The organism is Variovorax paradoxus (assembly GCF_022009635.1).
In the GTDB taxonomy this organism is placed as follows: Bacteria; Pseudomonadota; Gammaproteobacteria; order Burkholderiales; family Burkholderiaceae_C; genus Variovorax.
On the sequence record NZ_CP091716.1, the window covers coordinates 6128318 to 6146938 of the forward strand.

Genomic DNA, 18621 nt, shown 5'->3' on the forward strand with positions numbered 1-18621 from the left:
ATCGTTTCACTCCTCTGTTCAGGTCATCGCGCGCTTGTACAGCGCGATCGACAGTCGTTCGTAGTCCTGCAGCGGGAAGTCGTGCTCCACCCACATCTCGCGGTAGCGCTTCGGCCCCACTTCATCGTGGATGCGCTGCAGGATCGCATGGATGTTCCGGACCAGCTCTGTACGCGAAATCTCTCCGCGCGCCACCACTTCATGGTCATGCACACCGACCACTCCCCAGCTGGCCCAGTCACGGTACTGGCGCAGCTCGTACTGCAACACGTCCCCAGCGCCCGAGACCAGCAGGATCACCTCGCCCGGCTCGCCCATGAACACGGCCTCGGCGTGCTCGGCACCCTTTTGCAGGGTCAGGCCCATGCGCGCAAGGTCGCCGAGCGAATCGTGCAGGTAGGACACCGCGAAGCCCAGTCGCTCGGAAGCGGCGCGGAAGCTCACCTCGGCCCAGCCCGCGTCGTGCAGGTCATAGGCGACGAGGTCGTGTTCGCGAATTTCTTCTTCGGTCATTTTCTTCTCCCTTGGCGCCTCTTCTGCGCCAGTCAAGCCTTCTCGAATCCGCAGCTCAAGGGGCGTTCGGCCGAAGCGTCACCAACCCATTGAGCACTTGGTCCAGACCGCCGATCACGGAGATCTTGTCGATCCGCTCGGCCACCCGTTCCAGCGTTTCGAGTTCCTTCATCCGCAGCGCGACGGGGTTGCCCTCCATCACCTTCGCGGTGTTCAGCAGCGAGCGCGTGGCCGCGGTTTCCTCGCGGCGGCGGATCACGTTGGCCTGGGCCGACTTCTCGGCCTCCACCACCTGGGCGAGGATGGTCTTCATCTCGCCGGGCAGGATGATGTCCTTCACGCCCACGCTTTCCAGCGCGATGCCGCTGCCCTCGATCCGCTCGCGCACCTGCGCCAGCACCGTCTGGTCGATGGCCGCCTTGTTCTCCAGCAGCGCGTCGAGCGTCTGTTCGCCCACGGCGGCGCGCAGCCCGAACTGCAGCTCGCGGTACACATGGTCGGCCGGCTTCGGCATCTGCGCCATCGCCTGACGCACATCGGTGAAGCGCCACACCGCTGACATGTTCAGCCGCAGGCCCACCTTGTCGCGGGTCAGGATTTCCTGGCCGCTCACTTCGGCGATCTGCGAACGCATGTCCACGCAGGTCACGGCCACCTGCCGGTTGAAGCGCCAGAAACCATGGTTGCCCGGCTGCAGCAGCTCCTGCATCTGGCCCTGCAACGTCAGCACGCCGACGTGGAACTCGGGCACCTGCACCAGCAGCACGCCGTCGAGGCCGGCCACCGCACGCGGGCGCAGCGCCACGCTCTGCAGCTTCGACACCAGCTCGGCCGGCAGCCGCGCATCTTCGGCGACGTCGATCACGTCGATGCGCTGTTCGCGCAGGCCACGCCAGTACAGCTTGCGGGTGGCGGGCGGCAGGATCTGCACCAGCACGCCGTCTTCCAGACGCAAGCCGACTTCCGTTTCGCCAAGGGACACCTGTACGAACTCGCGCTCGACAAGCTCCGGCTCCTGCGCCAGGAAATAGTCGACCAACTCATGCTCGAAGGCCGGTTCGGTCAACGCAAAGCGCTGTAGCTGGATCTTGTCGAAGCGCGAAAACACCCAGTGCTTTCCGGCGCCCAGTAGTTGCTCGAAATCGCCGTTGCGCAGCAGCAGCGCGCGTTCGTTCTTCTTGATCGTGATTCGGTTGAAGCCCAACATTTTTCTCTCCCACTCGTTATTCGGTTCGGTTGTTCGTTTAGTCGTTCAGCCATTCAATCCAGGCCCTCGAAAGGGCAGGCGGCGGGCACTGCGGCAGTCAAGGCCTGACGCGCGGCGGTCGCTCGGCTCGGCAGGTGCCTCCCTCGTTGCTCGCGCAACGCCGTCACCTTCCTGGCCGTCGATGGCCGCACGCAGTTCCTTGCCACGCACACGGTGCGCAAGCCGCCTGCGCTTGGCACTTTGGCGCGCGCCGCAGGGCATTGGTTGTCTGCCCTGCGCCATCGCTCCGTTGTGCCGGGGCGGAGGGGCTTTCGCCCCCAACAGATGGCGGTGCAAGCACCGCCGGTTTTTTCGCGGGAATCGAACCCACAGCTCCATGTGGTCAACACGGCGCTCAACCATGAGCGGAACTGAATCAAGTTCAGTTGCCAGACAGCTCAACCGCGGCATACGGCAAACCCAAGGACAGACCTGGCTTGCCGCACCGGACCGCTTTCACGCGGCTCCTGCGAGTGGATGAACTGCATCCTGACGCGATATCCATTGCAGCCGGCGTGCCAGCTTTGCGCCGGCGCTGCTCCTATGAGGGCAAGTCATTGATTGAAAAGGAGAAATTCTTTTTTCACCTGTTTTTTCGCGGCACATAGGGCTATAGAATTTCTATTGATCTATAAATTCAGCTAGTTTTTTATCCATGAAGCCAATCGTCGTCATAGGCTTTCTAGGCACCCAGCTCGACGCCGGCCAGGGCGCGGGCCGCTGGAACAAATGGCGCCCCACCGTTTCGCTCGCCCAGCACGAAGACATGGTCGTCTCGCGCATGGAGCTGCTCTACACGCTCAAGCACAAGGCGCTGGCCGAGCTGGTGAAGGCAGACATCGCCACGGTATCGCCCGAAACCACCGTCAACCTCGTGCCGATGGAGCTCGCGGACCCGTGGGATTTCGGCGAGGTCTACAGCCGCCTGTACGACTGGGCGCGCGGCTACAGCTTCGACACCGAGCGCGAGCAGTACTGGACGCACATCACCACCGGCACGCACGTCGCGCAGATCTGCATGTTCCTGCTGTCGGAATCGCGCGTGGTGCCGGGCGTGCTCGCACAGACCTCGCCACCCCGACGGCAGCGCCAGGGCGAGGCCGGCAAGTGCACGCTGATCGACCTCGACCTCTCGCGCTACGACGTGATCGCGAGGCGCTTCGACGCGGAGCAGCGCGATGCGGTCGCGTTCCTGAAGAGCGGCATCGCCACGCGCAATGCGCGCTTCAATGCGTTGATCGACGAGATCGAGCGCGTGGCGGTGCGCTCGCGCGCGCCGATCCTGCTGGTGGGGCCTACCGGCGCGGGCAAGTCCTTCCTGGCGCGGCGCATGTTCGAGCTGAAGCAGTCGCGCCACCAGATGACCGGGCCGTTCGTGGAAGTGAACTGCGCCACGCTGCGCGGTGACGGCGCCGCGTCCACGCTGTTCGGCCACAGGAAGGGTTCTTTCACCGGAGCAGCCGCCGACCGCGCTGGCCTGCTGCGCACGGCACACCAGGGCGCGCTCTTCCTCGACGAGATCGGCGAACTCGGCCTCGACGAGCAGGCGATGCTGCTCAAGGCAATCGAGGAAAAACGCTTCTTTCCCGTTGGCGCCGACAAGGAAGTGGAGAGCGACTTCCAGCTCATCGCCGGAACCAATCGCGACTTGCGCAGCGACGTGGCCGACGGCCGGTTTCGCGAAGACCTGTTCGCGCGCATCAACCTCTGGACCTACGACCTGCCCGGCCTCGCGCAGCGGCCCGAGGACATCGAGCCCAACGTCGATCATCTGCTGGCCATCCACGCGGCGGAAAACCATCGCGTGGTGCGCTTCAACGCGGAAGCGCGTGCGGCCTACCTGCGCTTCGCGCAAAGTGGCGAAGCGGTCTGGAGCGGCAACTTCCGCGACCTGTCGGCCAGCGTGACGCGACTGGCCACGCTGGCCGATGGCGGGCGCATTCCAGTCGCGCTGGTCGAAGCGGAAATCGCGCGGCTGCGATGGTTGTGGAAGCATGCGGGCGCGGTGTCGCCTGCATCGGCTGGCGGCGGCGATGTCGATCTCGATGCGCTGCTTGGTGAAGAGCGGGTGCAGGCGCTCGACCTGTTCGACAGGCTGCAACTCGAAGCCGTGGTGCGCGTGTGCCGCCAGTCGCGCAGCCTTTCCGACGCGGGGCGACAGTTGTTTCAGGCCTCGCGCACGCAACGCAGCGTGGTGAACGATGCGGACCGGCTGCGCAAGTACCTGGTCAAGCTGGGCCTCGATTGGGGGCAGGTTTCCGCCGGGCCAACGAGCTGACCGAACGGCACCATCGATGGGCTATCCTCCGCCCGATGGCCATCTCCGCATTCGTCGTGAAGGTTCCCGCCGCCGAGCCCATGGCCGGCGATCTGCGCCGCCGCTACGACGCAACCGTGGCACTCGGGGTACCGGCGCACATCACGGTGCTCGTGCCCTTCATGGACCCCGCGCTGATCACTGCAGACGTGCTGGATCGGGCACGGCGTGCGCTGACGCGGACACCTTCGTTCGCTTTCTCGCTGAACAAGGTCGGTCGGTTTCCAGAGACCGCCTATCTGGCGCCCGAGCCAGCAGCACCGTTCATCGAAATGACATTGGCGCTCGCGAAGACGTTCCCCGACTTCCCTCCCTATGGCGGCGAACACGAAGGCGTCATTCCGCATCTGTCGGTGGCGCATGGCCATGCGCGCGACGCGCAGGAGGCAGCCGACGAACTGAATGTCCGCCTTCTCGCATCAGGTGCCGTACACGCGCATTGCACCGAAGTCACGCTGATCGAGAACTCGTCCGGGCGCTGGCGCGACCTGCATGTCTTCGCGCTACCCGAAGCGACTTCCTGAGTATTCGTTCATGCCCGAAGAACCATCGACGTCGCCCGTTCGCAACGTGCTCTTCATCTGCAGCCGCAACCAGTGGCGCAGCCCCACAGCGGAGCAGATCTGGCGGCGGCACCCGCTGATCCGCGCACGCTCCGCCGGCACCAGCCCGAATGCGCGGCACACGGTGTCCGTGGACGACATCGAATGGGCCGACGTCATCCTCGCGATGGAAGAAAAGCACAAGTCGCGGCTGGTGGCCGAGTTCAAGCGAATGCTGGAAGGCAAGCCGATCCACGTGCTCGACATTCCGGACGAGTACAAATACATGGACCCTGAGCTCGTCGAGGAGCTCGAGCGGTCGGTTGCGTCGATTCCTCAAATCGACTGACGTTCGCAGCAACGAGAACCGCACCTGAAGAAGCACATGCCAGAAATCTACATAAGCACAGACGTCGAATCCGACGGCCCCATCCCCGGCCCGCATTCGATGCTCAGCTTCGGCTCGGCCGCCTACACGGCCGACAAGCAACTGCTCTCCACGTTCACCGCCAACCTGCACACCCTGCCCGGCGCCGAGGCCGACCCGAAGACCGCCGCCTGGTGGAAGACCCAGCCCGAGGCCTGGGCCGCCTGCCGCAGCGACCTGCAGGATCCCGCCCACGCGATGAAGAACTACGTGAGCTGGCTCAAGGGGCTGCCCGCGCGGCCCGTGTTCGTCGCGTACCCCGCGGGCTTCGACTTCCTGTTCGTCTACTGGTACCTGATGCGCTTCGCGGGCGAGAGCCCGTTCAGCCACTCGGCGCTCGACGTGAAGTCGTTCGCGATGGCGATGCTCAAGCTCGACTATCGCGACAGCACCAAGCGCGCGATGCCGCGCCGCTGGTTCGACCCCGGGCTGCCGCACACGCACGTCGCACTCGACGACGCCATCGAGCAAGGCGCCCTCTTCTGCAACATGCTCGCGGAGAACCGCGCGGCCGCCAAGGGCCCGGCGCCATGACCGGCAACGGCCGGATCCGACGATGGCTCAGGAGGCTCGCGCTGTGCGCGCTGCCGCTGATGCTCGCGGGCTGCGTGCAGTCGATGTTCTATTACCCCGACAACGTGCGCTACGAAACGCCCGACGTGCTGGGCATGCGCTACGAGCCCGTGCAGTTCACCAGCGCAGACGGCACGCGCCTGAGCGGCTGGTTCCTGCCTGCTGCCGACCGCAAGAACCCGAAGGAGGCCAAGGGCACGGTGGTGCACTTCCACGGCAACGCGCAGAACATGAGCACGCACTGGCGCTTCGTGGCGTGGCTGCCGAAGCACGACTACAACGTGTTCGTCTTCGACTATCGCGGCTACGGCCAGTCCGAAGGCAAGCCGGAGCCCAAGGGCGTGTTCGAGGACTCCAACGCGGCCCTCGACTACGTGCGCTCGCGCCAGGACGTCGACCCCGAGCGGCTGTTCGTCTTCGGGCAGAGCCTGGGCGGCACCAACGCGATCGCGGTGATGGGCTCCGGGAACCGGGCCGGCGTGAAGGCGGCGGCCATCGAATCGACCTTCTATTCGTATTCGTCGATTGCCAACGACAAGATCAAGGGCGCCGGCCTGCTGGTGAGCGACGAGTACGCGGCATCGAAGTACGTGGCCGCCGTCTCGCCGATTCCGCTGCTCTTCATCCACGGCACGGCCGACCACGTGATTCCGATCGAACATTCGAAGCGGTTGCTGGCCGACGCGCACGATCCCAAGCGGCTGATCGAGGTGCAGGGCGCCGGGCATCTGGAGCCGATGACGACCCTGCGCTTCGGCAACGCCTACCGCAAGGCGCTGACGGCCTTCTTCGAATCGTCCATGCAGCCGCTGCAGCAATGAAGCACTTCGACGAAACCGCCACCCGCGCGCCGCTGGCTTTCGAGCGGCTGGTGCCTGCGCTGCGCTCGGCGTTCGCGGCCGAGGCGCAGGTGCCGCCGCGCCATGTGCACGCCATCGAGACCGCCGGCGCGGACGGCGCCGCCTGCAAGGGCACGGTGCTCATCATGCCGGCGTGGAGCGACGCGGGCTTCCTGGGCATCAAGACCATCAACATCTTCCCCGGCAACGGCGAACAGGGCCTGCCCGGCCTGCACGCGACCTACGTGCTGTACGACGCGCGCACCGGCGTGCCCCTGGCAATGATGGACGGCAACGAAATCACCGCGCGCCGCACGGCCGCCGCGTCCGCGCTGGGCGCGTCGTTCCTCGCGCGCAAGGATGCACACCGGCTGCTGGTGCTGGGCACCGGCCGCATCGCGCGGATGCTGCCGGCCGCGCACGCGAGCGTGCGGCCCATCGACGAGGTGTGGGTGTGGAACCACCGGCCGGAAGGCGCCGAGGCGCTGGCTGCGCAATGGCGAGCCGAGGGCTGGAATGCGCGCGCCACCGCCGACCTGGAGACCGCCGTGCGTACGCATGCCGACATCGTCAGTTGCGCCACGCTGGCCACCACGCCGCTGGTGCGTGGCGAATGGCTCGCGCCGGGCTCGCACCTGGACCTGATCGGCAGCTTCACACCTGCGATGCGCGAGACCGACGTGCATTGCTTCTCGGGCGCGCGCACCTTCATCGACACCCCGGAGGCCCTGCAGAAATCCGGCGACCTGCTCGACGCGATCGCCGCGGGCACGCTGCGTGCGCAGGATGTCCAGGGCACCCTGGCCGAACTGTGCCGCGGAGAGCGCTCGGGGCGCTCCAGCGACGAGGAGCGCACCGTCTTCAAGGCCGTGGGCAGCGCGCTCGAAGACCTGACCGCCGCCACGCTGGTATGGCAGGCCGCAACGCCGCCGGCCTAATGCTTCCGGCTTAGTGTCGGCCGCGAGACCGATTTCGGAGGGCTTTTTCCTACATCCGCATACGTCAAGCAGCTAATGGCGAGCGCCGGCACATCCCGCTATCGTCCTTGCACGACAGACAGAGGAGGCGCCCGCATGCTCAGCACACATCACAAGGCCAACATCCTGCGCAAGGCGGGGTACGACGTTCCCGCGTGTCCGATCGAGCACCACGTTGGAGGACTGGGCACGGCAAGCCTGCCTGCCGACACGGTGCATCAGACGCCGCAAGCCTGGGGCAAGGCCATCGAGACGATGTATGTGTCGTATGCCGCCGCCCGCGCAGCCAAGAGCCTGCGCGACGCGGAAGAGGCGCGGATGCTGGCGATGCTGCAGTTGCGTTCGGCCAAGGCCTACGCCTGAGTCTCGCCGCCGCCTCGGTCGCGCAGGTAGGCAAGGATCAGCCGGACCAGTTCGGTCCTCAGCGCCGCCGAGCCGAGTTCGTTGCGGCCGGCCGCCGAGTGGACAACACCTTCGACGGCCGACGAGAGCATCCGCGCGGCCATGACCGCCCCATCGTCGTCACTCCGTTCATCGGCTGCAGCCAGCAGCCCCCGATAGCGCCGTTGGTACTCGGCCTCGAACGCCACATAGCTCGAGCGTGCCCCCAGCGGCACCTCGTCGACCAGCACGTGGTGCAGCGCCTGGTCGATGGAATGGGCGGCGATGACGCCGTCGATGAACCGGCCGACCCGCTGCTCTAGCGCGAGCGTCTCGCTCTGCTCGTCCGCGGCGGACAGCACCCGCAGCACTTCGTCGAGGTGCCGCTGCCGGATCGCCTCGGCAATGGCCAGCTTGTTCGGGAAGTACTGGTACAGCGATCCGACACTGACGCCCGCGACCGCAGCGATCTCATTCGTCGTGAATCGCGCCCAGCCCCGGCGCCCCAGAACGCGAGCAGCGGCCTCGACGATCACATCGACCGTGGCGCGCGAACGCTGTTGCCGCGGTGCTTTGCGCATGCTCTTGTGCTGCGAAGGAATGCGAGTACCCAAGTTCGAGGCTCCCCTCAAGAATAAGACCGTGCACATCCGCCATCGGTCGATGGATGCGAAGTGTGCCGTTTTAATCCAAGGGAACCGCGATGACGACGCAGACGCTTTTGACTTCACTGTTCCGCTACAAGACCTGGGCGGACGAAGAACTGCTGGAGGGGCTGGCCACGCTGGCCGAAAAGGCGCCGGAGGCGGAATACCGCACCGCAATGCGAGTGTTCAACCATGCATGCATCGTCGACCGCATCTTCATGGCGAACCTCCAGCGCATGAATCACGGCTACGCCGCGACAGGGTCTGAAGTCATTCCAACGTTGCGGGAGCTGGCTGATGCAGCGAGGAAAACGGATCGCTGGTACGTCGACTACACCGCGCGCGTGAGCGCGGAAGAGCTTGCGGAAAGCATCGACTTCACCTTCACCGACGGCGCCGCCGGGCGCATGTCGCGCGAGGAGATGCTGGGCCACGTGGCGACCCATGCCGGCTACCACCGGGGCGAGGTCGGCCGGATCATGTGGCGGCTGATGGGCGCGTCGCCCCCCGACACATTCACCGGCTTCCTGCACCAGGCCGAGCCCGCGCGCCGCATGCGCGCCTGAGCGGCCCGGCGTACTTGCCTTGCTTACTTGCCTTGCGCGGCCTTCAGCACGGGGTTCTCCATGGTGGAGATCACCTTGCTGTTGACGCGCGAGCCGCCAGTCACGTTCTGGTCGGGAGCCGCGGCGGTGGCCATGGCTTCCTGGTAGACCTGGGCCGGGTCACGGCTGGAGGTGAAGGGGTCCGGACCGCGCGAGCCGCGGGTCACGTTCTGGTTCGGCGCATGGGCCGTGTCGACGGCCTGCTTGTACACGGCTTCAGGATCGGCCACGGACTTGAACGGATCGGCGCCGCGCGAGCCGCGCGTGACGTTCTGGTCCTTGGCATGGGCGGCGGCGATGGCTTCTGCCTCCACAGCTTCGCGGGTGCGTTGCTGGGCATTGGCGGAAGCGACGGCCAGCACGGCGAGTGCGGCAGCGAGGGCGAGGTGAGTGGTTTTCATGGTTCCGTCTTTTCTATGGGTTGTCTGTCTGGATGGGGTCTTGCCTCTGTGATTCGGGAAAACCCTGAGCAAGACTATTAACGGCACAAGGCAGATCCGTGACGGCCCCGAGGCGTGGAGTAGCTCTTTCGCGAGCGCTGCAACCTCTGCGAACTTCTGTTAGCCGCGCCGGTGTACTTCGAATTCCTGCTTGCGCGCGAGCAGCGGGTTCTGCCACAGTCAACCGATTGCGAGCGCATCGCATCCACACATCCGACGAAGGAAAACCGCAACCATGGGACTGTTCGACCTCCTGAAGAAAAAGAAACCGGCCATGCCTGAAACGATCGAGGAAGGCATGGCTTCGCAGGCCAACGACTTCGTCGGTGCGTTCTCGCGGCCCGGCGCGCCCATCGACGGCGCGCGGCTGGACTACACGGCGTCCTCCCTGTCGCTGGTCGACCGCGTGCTCGACGACTTCTTCAAGCAGCAGGCGCCCCTGCCGGACGATCTTCACTTCCTCGCGTCGGCATACGTCTTCGAGGTCGCGCGCCGCGAATTCGGCGGGCGCTATCTGCGGGGCGACGAAGACAACCCCTTCGTTCTCGTCATCGGCAAGGACGATGCCCAGGTCGGCGTCTGCGCGATGGCCAAGGTGCGCGGGCGCGCCGTCAACGGCCCCGAGGACAACCTGGACTTCTTCTACGCCGGCATCGCACCCGCAGTGGCGCGCGGGGTGAGCGCGACGCTCATCTGAGGCCAGGGCAAGGCGCGAGCGATCACAGCCGGCTGCTACCCGCTGCGCCATCCGCCTTCGAATAATGCGGTGACGGTCGCTCGCGCACCGCATTCCAACCTCGTTCGAAGGAGACAAATCAGATGGCTCGCAAGATCCTCATGCTCTGCGGCGACTACGCCGAAGACTACGAAACCATGGTGCCCTTCCAGGCCCTGCTGGCCGTGGGCCACACGGTGCACGCGGTGGCACCCGACAAGAAGGCCGGCGACTGGGTGCACACCGCCATCCACGACTTCGAAGGCGCACAGACCTACAGCGAGAAACCGGGCCACCGCTTCACGCTGAACGCCAACTTCGCCGACGTGCGCCCCGAGGCCTACGACGCGCTCGTCATCCCCGGCGGCCGCGCGCCCGAATACCTGCGCATGAACAGCCGCGTGGTCGAGATCGCCAGGCACTTCCTGGCCGCAGACAAGCCGCTGGCCGCCGTCTGCCACGGCGCGCAGCTGCTCGCCGCCACCGGCCTGCTCAAGGGCCGCAAGGTCTCGGCCTACCCCGCCTGCCAGGTCGAGGTGGAACTCGCCGGCGCCGAGTACATGGGCATTCCGGTCGACCAGGCCGTGACCGACCGCAACCTGGTCACCGCGCCTGCGTGGCCGGCGCACCCGGCGTGGCTCTCTCAGTTCCTGGTGGTGCTCGGCACGCGCATCGAGCACTGATTGATTTCGCGATGGGCGGCGCTACAGTGCGTGCGTCGTCCATCCACCCATCCCGCAAAGGAGACAGCCCATGTGCGAAGTCTTCATCAGCGCCGACCCGCAGAGCTACGACGCGCGCACGCGCTCGGTGCGCCTGCACGGCGTGGTCACCAGCATCCGGCTCGAGAACCTGTTCTGGCAGGTGCTCGAGGAAATCGCGCAGCGCGACGGCATGGTCGTGGTGCAGCTCATCGAGCGCCTCTACGACGAGCTTGTCGCGGCGCGCGGCGAAGTCGGCAACTTCGCTTCCTTCCTGCGCGTGAGTGCCTTGCGCTACGAGGCAATGCTGGCGCAGGGACGCATTCCGGCGGACACCTCCGTGGCCATCCGCTCGCTCGATGCGAAGGCGGTGCTGCATGAGTTGCCGCAGGGGTGGGGGCGGCCGGCGTTGGAGGCGCAGCCTGCACAGGGTCGGGTGCGCACGCTGCACATTGCAGCGCAGCGTTAGACATCTTCGGCGCGCTGCCGCCGGATCTGCCGCTTCTGTTGGCCATCGGGCGCTTTGTAGGCAGGCGACAAGCGGCGCTTGAGGGACTTGATCGCAGTTACCCGTGCCGCTTCGACATCCGCATCCGCGACCTTGAGCGCCTGCACCCACGCAAGGGACCTTTCTGTGGGTGCGCCGCGAAGGGCCCAGAGACAAATGCTCTGGAGGAAGGGCACAAGGGTCGCACCGAACGCCTGCGTCACGATTTCCAGAAGATCATCCATGACGGCCTCGTCGACCTTCACACTATCGTCGAAGCTCAGCAGCTGGTTCAAAGCCGCCAGTGCTTTCCATTCGGCATGCGTGACGGCCATCGATTGCCATTGAGCCGAAACGCAAAAACCGATCAGTGCCCGCACGCTCTCGACAGTCTTCACCTCTTGCAGGACGCCGATGGCAAAGCTTGCGTGCACAGGGTCGCCCAGCAGCAGCCTCAACGCGGGGACACCACCGCGCCCAAAGGCAGCGCAGGCCCGTGCCCATTGAGCCAGAGGCACGACGCGCGTTCCGTCTTCGCGCATGCCGTCGCTCAGCCAGCCGTACTGTGCGCAAAGGCGTTCGATTTCGTCCGCCCCTTCGGCACCGTGGACCATCGCGAAACGGATCATGTCTTCGACCTCCATCGATCCGCCATAGGCCAGAGGCGCAGGCCCTTTCGATGCCTTGCGGGCAAGTGCGTTCAGATTCATCTATTCATCACCATCGCCTATGGATTCGTGCATCGCTGCCACCGACGCGCGGGTGGCCCTCCGGCGCATCATCGGCAAAGCGGCGAACGAGGACTTCGCAGCTTCGCACCATGTCGACCTTAGCGAAGGGTGCCACCCTGGCAACCCAGGTGCGCAGCGCGGGCGTGTCGGCATGCGCCGCCGCTTCGAATGCACGCTCTGTCGTCAATCGATGTCCTCCCCTGTGCGCCCGCCCCTTGCAGGCCAAGGCACTTTAAAGGAAAAGACGTGCGGCGGCGCGGCCGCGCCGGCGTCAGTCGAGCGACACGTTGGCCTTGCGGATCACGTCGGTGAAGCGCGCGGTCTCGCTCGCCACGAACTGGTCGAACTGCGGGCGGGTGGTCGGGAACGGCTCATAGCCGAAGCTCTTGAACTTCTCCAGCACGTCGGGTTCCGACAGGCCCTTCTCGATGTCGCGCTTGATCTTCTCGGTGACCGCCGCGGGCAGGCCCTTGGGCACGGCGATGGCGTTCCAGCCGATGACTTCGAAGCCCTTCGGGCCGCCCGATTCGGAAACCGTCGGCACGTCGGGAAAGGCGGCCACGCGCTGCGGCGCGGCTGCGGCCAGGAAGCGCAGCTTGTTCGCGCGCTGCAGCGGGCCGGCGGTGGCGCTGCTGCCCAGTGCGAAAGCCAGCTCGCCCGTAGCCACCGAGGTGTAGAGCTGCGTGGTTTCCTTGTAGACGATGTGCTCCATCTGCGTGCCGGTGGCCGACTCGAACAGCTCCGAGCCCAGGTGCACCGGATTGCCGACCGACCACGAGCCGTAGTCCAGCTTGCCGGGGTTGGCCTTCGCATCGGCGATCAGGTCGCCGATGGTCTTGTACTTGCTGTTGGTGGCCACCGTGAAGAAGAAGTAGGTCTTGAACAGCGGCAGCAGCGCGTCGAAGTCCTTGCCGGTGTCGTAGGGCAGCTTCTTGAAGAGCGCCGGATATGCGGCCAGGTGCACGTTGTCGAGCACGATGATGTCGTGGCCGTCCCTCGCGCCGCGCTTGAAGGCGTCGATGGCGATGAAGCCGTTGCCGCCCGGGCGGTTCTCCACCACCACGGGCTGGCCCCAGGCACGCGCGAGCTTGTCGGCCACCAGGCGCGCCACGCCGTCGGGGCCACCGCCCACCGGGAACGGCGTGATGATGCGCACGGGCTTGGTGGGAAAAGCCTGCTGTGGCTGTTGCTGCTGCGCAGATGCGGTGGCGGGCACCAGCGCGGCGGCGGCGAGCGCCAGTGCGGCCAGGCCGACATTGCGGCGCGTCGGCTTCGTTGTGTTCTTCTTCATCCTCTGATCCTCTTTTCTAGATCCTCATGATTGAAAAAAAGCCATCGGGCCGCTATGCGTGCGGCTTCCGATGGCTTGTTGGTTCTCTTCTTGTTGTTGTGTGTTCGTTCGCAGTGCGGCGTCAGACGCGTTCGAGAATCACCGCGATGCCCTGGCCCACGCCGATGCACATCGTGCACAGCGCATAGCGGCCACCGCCCTTGTGCAGCTGGTTCACCGCCGTGGTGGCCAGGCGGGCGCCGCTGGCGCCCAGCGGGTGACCCAGCGCGATGGCGCCGCCGTTGATGTTCACGCGGGCGTCGTCGTCCTTCAGGCCCAGCAGGCGCAGCACGGCGAGGCCTTGGGCTGCAAAGGCTTCGTTGAGTTCGATGACGTCGATCTGGTCGATGGTCAGGCCGGTGAGCGCCAGCACCTTCTGCGTGGCGGGCGCCGGGCCGATGCCCATCACGCGCGGCGCGACGCCGGCGGTGGCCATGCCGACCACGCGGGCGCGCGGCGTGAGGCCGTGCCTGGCGGCGCTGGCTTCGTCGGCCAGCAGCAGCGCGCACGCGCCGTCGTTCACGCCGCTGGCATTGCCGGCGGTGACGGTGCCGTCGGGGCGCACCACGCCCTTGAGCTTGGCGAGCGATTCGAGGCTGGTCTCGCGCGGATGCTCGTCCTTGTTGACGATGATGGCGTCGCCCTTCTTCTGCGGCACGGTCACGGGCACGATTTCAGAATCGAAGAAGCCCGACTTCTGCGAGGCCACGGCGCGCAGCTGCGAGTTCAGGGCCATCAGGTCTTGCGCCTCGCGCTCGATCTTGTAGTCGGTGGCCACGTTCTCCGCCGTCTCTGGCATGGAGTCGACGCCGTACTGCGCCTTCATGAGCTTGTTGACGAAGCGCCAGCCGATGGTGGTGTCGTACACCGCGTTGTTGCGGCTGAAGGCGCTCTCGGCCTTGGGCATGACGAAGGGCGCGCGGCTCATGCTTTCCACGCCGCCGGCAATCATGAGGCCGGCTTCACCGGCGCGAATGGCGCGTGCGGCGGTGCCCACCGCATCGAGGCCCGAACCGCACAGGCGGTTGATGGTGGCGCCGCCCAGCTCGATCGGCAGGCCGGCCAGCAGCGCCGACATGCGCGCGACGTTGCGGTTGTCTTCGCCGGCCTGGTTGGCGCAGCCGTAGAGCACGTCGCTCACGGCCTGCCAGTCGACGTTCTTGTTGCGTTCCATCAGAGCGCGCAGGGGCACGGCGCCGAGGTCGTCGGTGCGCACGCTGCTGAGCGAACCGCCGTAGCGGCCGAAGGGAGTGCGAACGGCGTCGCAGATGAAGGCTTGGTTGGTCATGGTGTGGTGTGTCTCTGTAATGGCTTGAAAGGGATCAGGCGGCAATCGGCAGACCGACGAGCTTCTCGAGTTCTTCGCGGCTCAGGCCGTCGACCAGGTCGATGAGCTTCAGGCCCTGCGGCGTGCATTCGAGCGTGGCGAGGTCGGAATACACGCGCTTGACGCAGGCGATGCCGGTCAGCGGATAGGTGCATTCCTTCACCAGCTTGCTCGCGCCCTGCTTGGTCAGCAGGTCCATCATGACCCAGGTCTGCTTGGCGCCGATGGCCAGGTCCATGGCGCCGCCGACGGCGGGAATGGCGTCTTTCTCTCCGGTGTGCCAGTTGGCGAGGTCGCCGGTGGCCGACACCTGGAACGCGCCGAGCACGCAGATGTCGAGGTGGCCGCCGCGCATCATCGCGAAGCTGTCGGCGTGGTGGAAGAAGGCGCCGCCCGGCAGCAGGGTGACGGGCTGCTTGCCGGCGTTGATGAGGTCGTAGTCCTCTTCGCCGGCCTCGGGCGCCGGGCCCATGCCAAGGATGCCGTTCTCGCTCTGCAGGATGACCTCGCGGCCCTTGGGCAGATGGTTGGCCACCAGCGTGGGCTGGCCGATGCCGAGGTTGACGACGGCGCCGTCGAAGATGTCCTGCGCGACGCGGGCGGCCAACTGGTCCTTGGTGCGACGGGTGTAAGTCATGGTCATGCTGCCTTCTTGAAACCGCCGGCCTGGGTCGCCACGCGTTCGATGCGCACCACCTGGTGCACGAAGATGCCCGGGGTCACGATGGTCTCGGGGTCGAGGGTGCCGAGTTCGGCGATGTCGTGCACGGTAGCGATGGTCTTCTTGGCGGCCATGGCCATCACCGGGCCGAAGTTGCGCGCCGCCTTGCGATAGACCAGGTTGCCCCAGCGGTCGCCGCGCTCGGCCTTGATGAGCGCCACGTCGCCGTGGATGGGGTACTCGAGAACGTACTGCTTGCCGTCGATCTCGCGGGTCTCGCGGTTGCCTGCCAACTGCGTGCCGTAGCCCGTGGGGCAGAAGAAAGCGCCGATGCCGGCGCCCGCGGCGCGAATGCGCTCGGCGAGGTTGCCCTGGGGCACGAGTTCGAGCTCGATCTTGCCGCTGCGGTAGAGCCCGTCGAACACCTGGCTGTCGGCCTGGCGCGGGAAGCTGCAGATGATCTTGCGCACGCGGCCGGTCTTGAGCAGCGCCGCCAGGCCAGTCTCGCCGTTGCCCGCGTTGTTGTTGACGACCGTGAGGTCCTTGGCGCCCTGCTCGACGAGGCCGTCGATGAGTTCGCCGGGGATGCCGGCGGTGCCGAAGCCGCCGATGAGAACCGTGGCGCCGTCCTGGATGCCCGACAGGGCATCGGCGACCGAGCGCGCGATCTTGTTGATCATGAAGCTTGTCTCCGGGTGAGAGGAAAGAAGAAACCGAACCGCGATCCGCCTGATTCTGCAAACTTTTGCGGATTGCCGATTTGTTCGTCTAAAGAACATTTGTTCGTATAATGAATTCTAGAGAGGATCGCTCATCATGGCAACCCACGCGACACAACCCGCCGCACCCGCCCCCGGCGACAGCTACGTGCAGTCTTTCGCACGCGGCCTGCAGGTCATCCGTTCGTTCAGCGCCAACGCGCCGCACCAGACGCTGAGCGAGGTGGCGGCCGTCAGCGGGCTCACGCGCGCGGGCGCGCGCCGCATCCTGCTCACGCTGCAGACGCTGGGCTACGTGGTGACCGACGGCAAGCTGTTCACGCTCACGCCGCGCATCCTCGACCTGGGCTTCGCGTATCTGTCGTCGATGCCGATCTGGAATCGCGCGGAGCCGGTGATGGAAGCGCTGGTGCAGCAGGTGCAGGAGTCGTGCTCGGCCGCCGTGCTGGACGCCACCGACATCGTCTACGTGCTGCGCGTGCCGACGAAAAAGATCATGCACATCAACCTGGGCGTGGGCTCGCGGCTGCCGGCCTATTGCACCTCGCTGGGCCGGCTGCTGTTGGCCGACCTGCCGGACGACGAGGTGCGCGCACGGCTCGAAGCCTCCGAGATCGAGGCGCTGACCAAGCACACCGTGACCGACATCGACGCGCTCATGGCCAAGGTCGCGCAGGCGCGCAAGCAGCAGTGGTGCCTGGTGAACCAGGAGCTGGAAGAAGGCCTGGTCTCTGTGGCCGCGCCCATCGTCGACAGGCAGGGGCGCATGGTGGCCGCGCTCAACATCAGCGGGCAGGCGAACCGCACCAGCGCCAAGGCCATGCAGGAAACGATGCTGCCGGCGCTGCGCGAATCGGCGGACCGGATCTCGCGCATGCTCTGAGCAAAAGGGCATTCATGGATGCGTCACAACGGTTTTCTAGATTGCGCTTCGCACTAAAAAACCATGGGAGGGTGCATTCATGTCCGATCGTTCGGTCTGGTCTATTTCGTCCGTTTCATCCGTATTGCCGCGTCGCCTGCTGATCGCGGCGGTTTCTTCCGCGGTCCTTGCCGCATGCGGCGGCGGTAATGGGAGTGGCATTGCACTTCCGCCGCTGGAGGCAGCGCCCGCGCCAACCCCCGCTCCCGCCCCTGCCGCGCCACCCGCGCAGGACAGCTCCGCGGGCCTGCCCCACCAACTGACCGGCTGGGCCGCGCTGCCCGACACGTTCCGCTGGCCCGGCCCGACCACGGGCCAGTTCATCTCCAGCATGTTCGGCGTGACACCGCCCTTCGTCGGCGGCCAGCCGCTGCCGGGCTTCTCAGCACTGCTGAAGAACGACGACGGCACCTGGACCGCCCTGCCCGACAACGGCTACGGCAGCAAGGGCAACTCCAGCGACTTCGTGGTCGGCTTCTACAACGTGAGCATCGATTTCCGCACCGTGCCCAACGGCACCACGGTGCCCGGCACCGTCAAGGTGAACAGCCATGTCGCCTTCAACGACGCCAAGGGCTTCCTGAAGGACGGCAAGGGCGTGGACCTGAAGATCATTGCCGACTACGCCAACTACCAGACGGTGACGGGCAACAGCATCGTCGACAGCGGCAAGCCCGTGGACCCGCGCATCGTCAGCGGTCGGCTCCTGACGGGCTTCGACTTCGACGTCGAGTCGATCGCCCGCGCGAAGGACGGCACCTGGTTCGTGGGCGAGGAATTCGGCCCCTACATCCTGCACTTCGACAAGAACGGCACGCTGATGGAAGACCCGGTGCCGCATCCGTTCCTGCGCAGCCCGTCCAACCCGCTGGTGATGAGCGGCAGCGCCGCCGCGACCTCGCTCTCGAGCCGGGGCTTCGAGAGCCTTGCCTTCAACAGCGACGGCAGCCGCATCTTCGCGGTGCCCGAGGCGGCGCCTTCGCTGGCCTCGCTGCGGCCGGTGGCCGACGACGAGCGCTATCTGAACTTCTTCGAGTTCGACCCGGCCTCGATGCTCTACACCGGCAAGAACCCGGTCTACAAGAAAGACGGTCCCGCCAAGGACAACCAGATCGTGATCGGCGACATGACCAACGTGGGCGGCAACAGGTTCGTGCTGATCGAGCGCGACGGCCTGTACGGCGCCAAGGCGGTGGTGAAGCGCCTGTACATGGTGGACCTGGACGTCAAGGACGCCGACGGCGTGCTGAAGAAGACGCTGCTGGTGGACCTGCTGAACATCTCCGACCCCAAGGACATCGGCGGCCCGCTGCCCGGCGTGCCGGCCGGCAAGTTCAGCATGCCCTTCGATTCGGTCGAGAGCGTCGAGGTGGTGGACGACCACACGCTGGCCGTCGCGATCGACACCAACTTCCCCACGGAAGACGGCCGCGTGCCCGGCAAGCCGGACGACACGGAAGTCATCACGATCCGCTTCGACCAGGCGCTGTTCAAGCGCTCCGGATCGAAGACTTGAGAGAG

23 protein-coding genes are annotated in these 18621 nt (G+C 66.1%); 13 read left to right on the forward strand and 10 right to left on the reverse strand.

Features of this window, described 5'->3' with window-relative positions; all coding sequences use genetic code 11:
• Positions 1–18: 18 nt before the first annotated feature.
• The gene (locus L3V85_RS28600; RefSeq protein ID WP_237676016.1) at positions 19–513 is read right to left on the reverse strand and encodes a hypothetical protein; all 495 of its coding nucleotides are present in this window, start codon (positions 511–513) and stop codon (positions 19–21) included.
• Between the two features lie 55 nt (positions 514–568).
• Positions 569–1720 (reverse strand): slipin family protein, encoded by a 1152-nt coding sequence (locus L3V85_RS28605; RefSeq protein ID WP_237676017.1) that lies wholly within the window; start codon positions 1718–1720, stop codon positions 569–571.
• Positions 1721–2414: 694 nt separating this feature from the next.
• Between L3V85_RS28605 and rtcR the strand changes: the two genes are divergently transcribed.
• From rtcR to L3V85_RS28640, 7 genes are all read left to right on the forward strand, one after another.
• Positions 2415–4037 carry an RNA repair transcriptional activator RtcR gene (gene rtcR, locus L3V85_RS28610; protein ID WP_237676018.1) on the forward strand — a complete coding sequence of 541 codons (1623 nt, stop codon included), beginning with the start codon at positions 2415–2417 and terminating at the stop codon, positions 4035–4037.
• Positions 4038–4072: 35 nt separating this feature from the next.
• Positions 4073–4600 (forward strand): 2'-5' RNA ligase family protein, encoded by a 528-nt coding sequence (locus tag L3V85_RS28615; protein ID WP_237676019.1) that lies wholly within the window; start codon positions 4073–4075, stop codon positions 4598–4600.
• A 10-nt stretch (positions 4601–4610) separates the two neighbouring features.
• Entirely contained in the window at positions 4611–4967 is a 357-nt protein-coding gene (locus tag L3V85_RS28620) for a low molecular weight protein tyrosine phosphatase family protein (protein WP_237676020.1), read from the forward strand.
• A 36-nt stretch (positions 4968–5003) separates the two neighbouring features.
• A complete protein-coding gene (locus tag L3V85_RS28625) occupies positions 5004–5579 on the forward strand; it encodes an exonuclease (protein WP_237676021.1) in 576 nt (191 codons plus the stop codon).
• On the forward strand, positions 5576–6439 hold the full coding sequence (locus L3V85_RS28630; RefSeq protein ID WP_237676022.1) for an alpha/beta hydrolase: 864 nt from the start codon (positions 5576–5578) through the stop codon (positions 6437–6439). The genes L3V85_RS28625 and L3V85_RS28630 overlap by 4 nt, the downstream gene beginning before the upstream one ends.
• Positions 6436–7395 carry an ornithine cyclodeaminase family protein gene (locus tag L3V85_RS28635; protein ID WP_237676023.1) on the forward strand — a complete coding sequence of 320 codons (960 nt, stop codon included), beginning with the start codon at positions 6436–6438 and terminating at the stop codon, positions 7393–7395. The genes L3V85_RS28630 and L3V85_RS28635 overlap by 4 nt, the downstream gene beginning before the upstream one ends.
• Before the next feature lie 135 nt (positions 7396–7530).
• Positions 7531–7797 carry a hypothetical protein gene (locus L3V85_RS28640; RefSeq protein ID WP_237676024.1) on the forward strand — a complete coding sequence of 89 codons (267 nt, stop codon included), beginning with the start codon at positions 7531–7533 and terminating at the stop codon, positions 7795–7797.
• On the opposite strand, the gene L3V85_RS28645 is transcribed toward L3V85_RS28640, so the two are convergent.
• Entirely contained in the window at positions 7788–8396 is a 609-nt protein-coding gene (locus L3V85_RS28645) for a TetR/AcrR family transcriptional regulator (RefSeq protein WP_237676025.1), read from the reverse strand. The genes L3V85_RS28640 and L3V85_RS28645 overlap by 10 nt on opposite strands.
• A 122-nt stretch (positions 8397–8518) precedes the next feature.
• Here L3V85_RS28645 and L3V85_RS28650 point away from each other — a divergent pair, with 122 nt between their 5' ends.
• Complete coding sequence (locus tag L3V85_RS28650; protein ID WP_237676026.1) at positions 8519–9028, forward strand: DinB family protein; 510 nt, start codon at positions 8519–8521, stop codon at positions 9026–9028.
• Between the two features lie 23 nt (positions 9029–9051).
• Here the strand turns inward: L3V85_RS28650 and L3V85_RS28655 are convergent, their stop codons facing one another.
• Positions 9052–9468, reverse strand: coding sequence for a hypothetical protein (locus tag L3V85_RS28655; RefSeq protein ID WP_237676027.1), 417 nt, complete (start codon positions 9466–9468; stop codon positions 9052–9054).
• A gap of 313 nt (positions 9469–9781) precedes the next feature.
• Here L3V85_RS28655 and L3V85_RS28660 point away from each other — a divergent pair, with 313 nt between their 5' ends.
• From L3V85_RS28660 to L3V85_RS28670, 3 genes are all read left to right on the forward strand, one after another.
• Positions 9782–10204, forward strand: coding sequence for a hypothetical protein (locus tag L3V85_RS28660; RefSeq protein ID WP_237676028.1), 423 nt, complete (start codon positions 9782–9784; stop codon positions 10202–10204).
• Positions 10205–10326: 122 nt separating this feature from the next.
• Positions 10327–10905 (forward strand): DJ-1/PfpI family protein, encoded by a 579-nt coding sequence (locus tag L3V85_RS28665; protein WP_237676029.1) that lies wholly within the window; start codon positions 10327–10329, stop codon positions 10903–10905.
• Between the two features lie 70 nt (positions 10906–10975).
• A complete protein-coding gene (locus L3V85_RS28670) occupies positions 10976–11392 on the forward strand; it encodes a ribbon-helix-helix domain-containing protein (RefSeq protein WP_237676030.1) in 417 nt (138 codons plus the stop codon).
• Here L3V85_RS28670 and L3V85_RS28675 read toward each other — a convergent pair.
• From L3V85_RS28675 to L3V85_RS28700, 6 genes are all read right to left on the reverse strand, one after another.
• Positions 11389–12120 carry a hypothetical protein gene (locus L3V85_RS28675; RefSeq protein WP_237676031.1) on the reverse strand — a complete coding sequence of 244 codons (732 nt, stop codon included), beginning with the start codon at positions 12118–12120 and terminating at the stop codon, positions 11389–11391. The genes L3V85_RS28670 and L3V85_RS28675 overlap by 4 nt on opposite strands.
• Positions 12121–12127: 7 nt before the next feature.
• Positions 12128–12328 (reverse strand): hypothetical protein, encoded by a 201-nt coding sequence (locus L3V85_RS28680; protein ID WP_237676032.1) that lies wholly within the window; start codon positions 12326–12328, stop codon positions 12128–12130.
• Positions 12329–12412: 84 nt separating this feature from the next.
• The gene (locus L3V85_RS28685) at positions 12413–13432 is read right to left on the reverse strand and encodes a Bug family tripartite tricarboxylate transporter substrate binding protein (RefSeq protein ID WP_237676033.1); all 1020 of its coding nucleotides are present in this window, start codon (positions 13430–13432) and stop codon (positions 12413–12415) included.
• A 121-nt stretch (positions 13433–13553) separates the two neighbouring features.
• A complete protein-coding gene (gene pcaF / locus L3V85_RS28690; protein WP_237676034.1) occupies positions 13554–14759 on the reverse strand; it encodes a 3-oxoadipyl-CoA thiolase in 1206 nt (401 codons plus the stop codon).
• A 34-nt stretch (positions 14760–14793) separates the two neighbouring features.
• Complete coding sequence (locus tag L3V85_RS28695) at positions 14794–15441, reverse strand: 3-oxoacid CoA-transferase subunit B (RefSeq protein WP_081269976.1); 648 nt, start codon at positions 15439–15441, stop codon at positions 14794–14796.
• Complete coding sequence (locus L3V85_RS28700) at positions 15438–16139, reverse strand: 3-oxoacid CoA-transferase subunit A (RefSeq protein ID WP_081269977.1); 702 nt, start codon at positions 16137–16139, stop codon at positions 15438–15440. The genes L3V85_RS28695 and L3V85_RS28700 overlap by 4 nt, the downstream gene beginning before the upstream one ends.
• Before the next feature lie 136 nt (positions 16140–16275).
• On the opposite strand from L3V85_RS28700, the gene L3V85_RS28705 reads away from it, so the two are divergent.
• Both L3V85_RS28705 and L3V85_RS28710 read left to right on the forward strand, forming a co-directional pair.
• Positions 16276–17061: an IclR family transcriptional regulator domain-containing protein gene (locus L3V85_RS28705; RefSeq protein WP_237676035.1), complete on the forward strand. Its 786-nt coding sequence runs from the start codon at positions 16276–16278 to the stop codon at positions 17059–17061.
• A gap of 79 nt (positions 17062–17140) precedes the next feature.
• Positions 17141–18616 (forward strand): esterase-like activity of phytase family protein, encoded by a 1476-nt coding sequence (locus L3V85_RS28710; protein ID WP_237676036.1) that lies wholly within the window; start codon positions 17141–17143, stop codon positions 18614–18616.
• Positions 18617–18621: the final 5 nt, after the last annotated feature.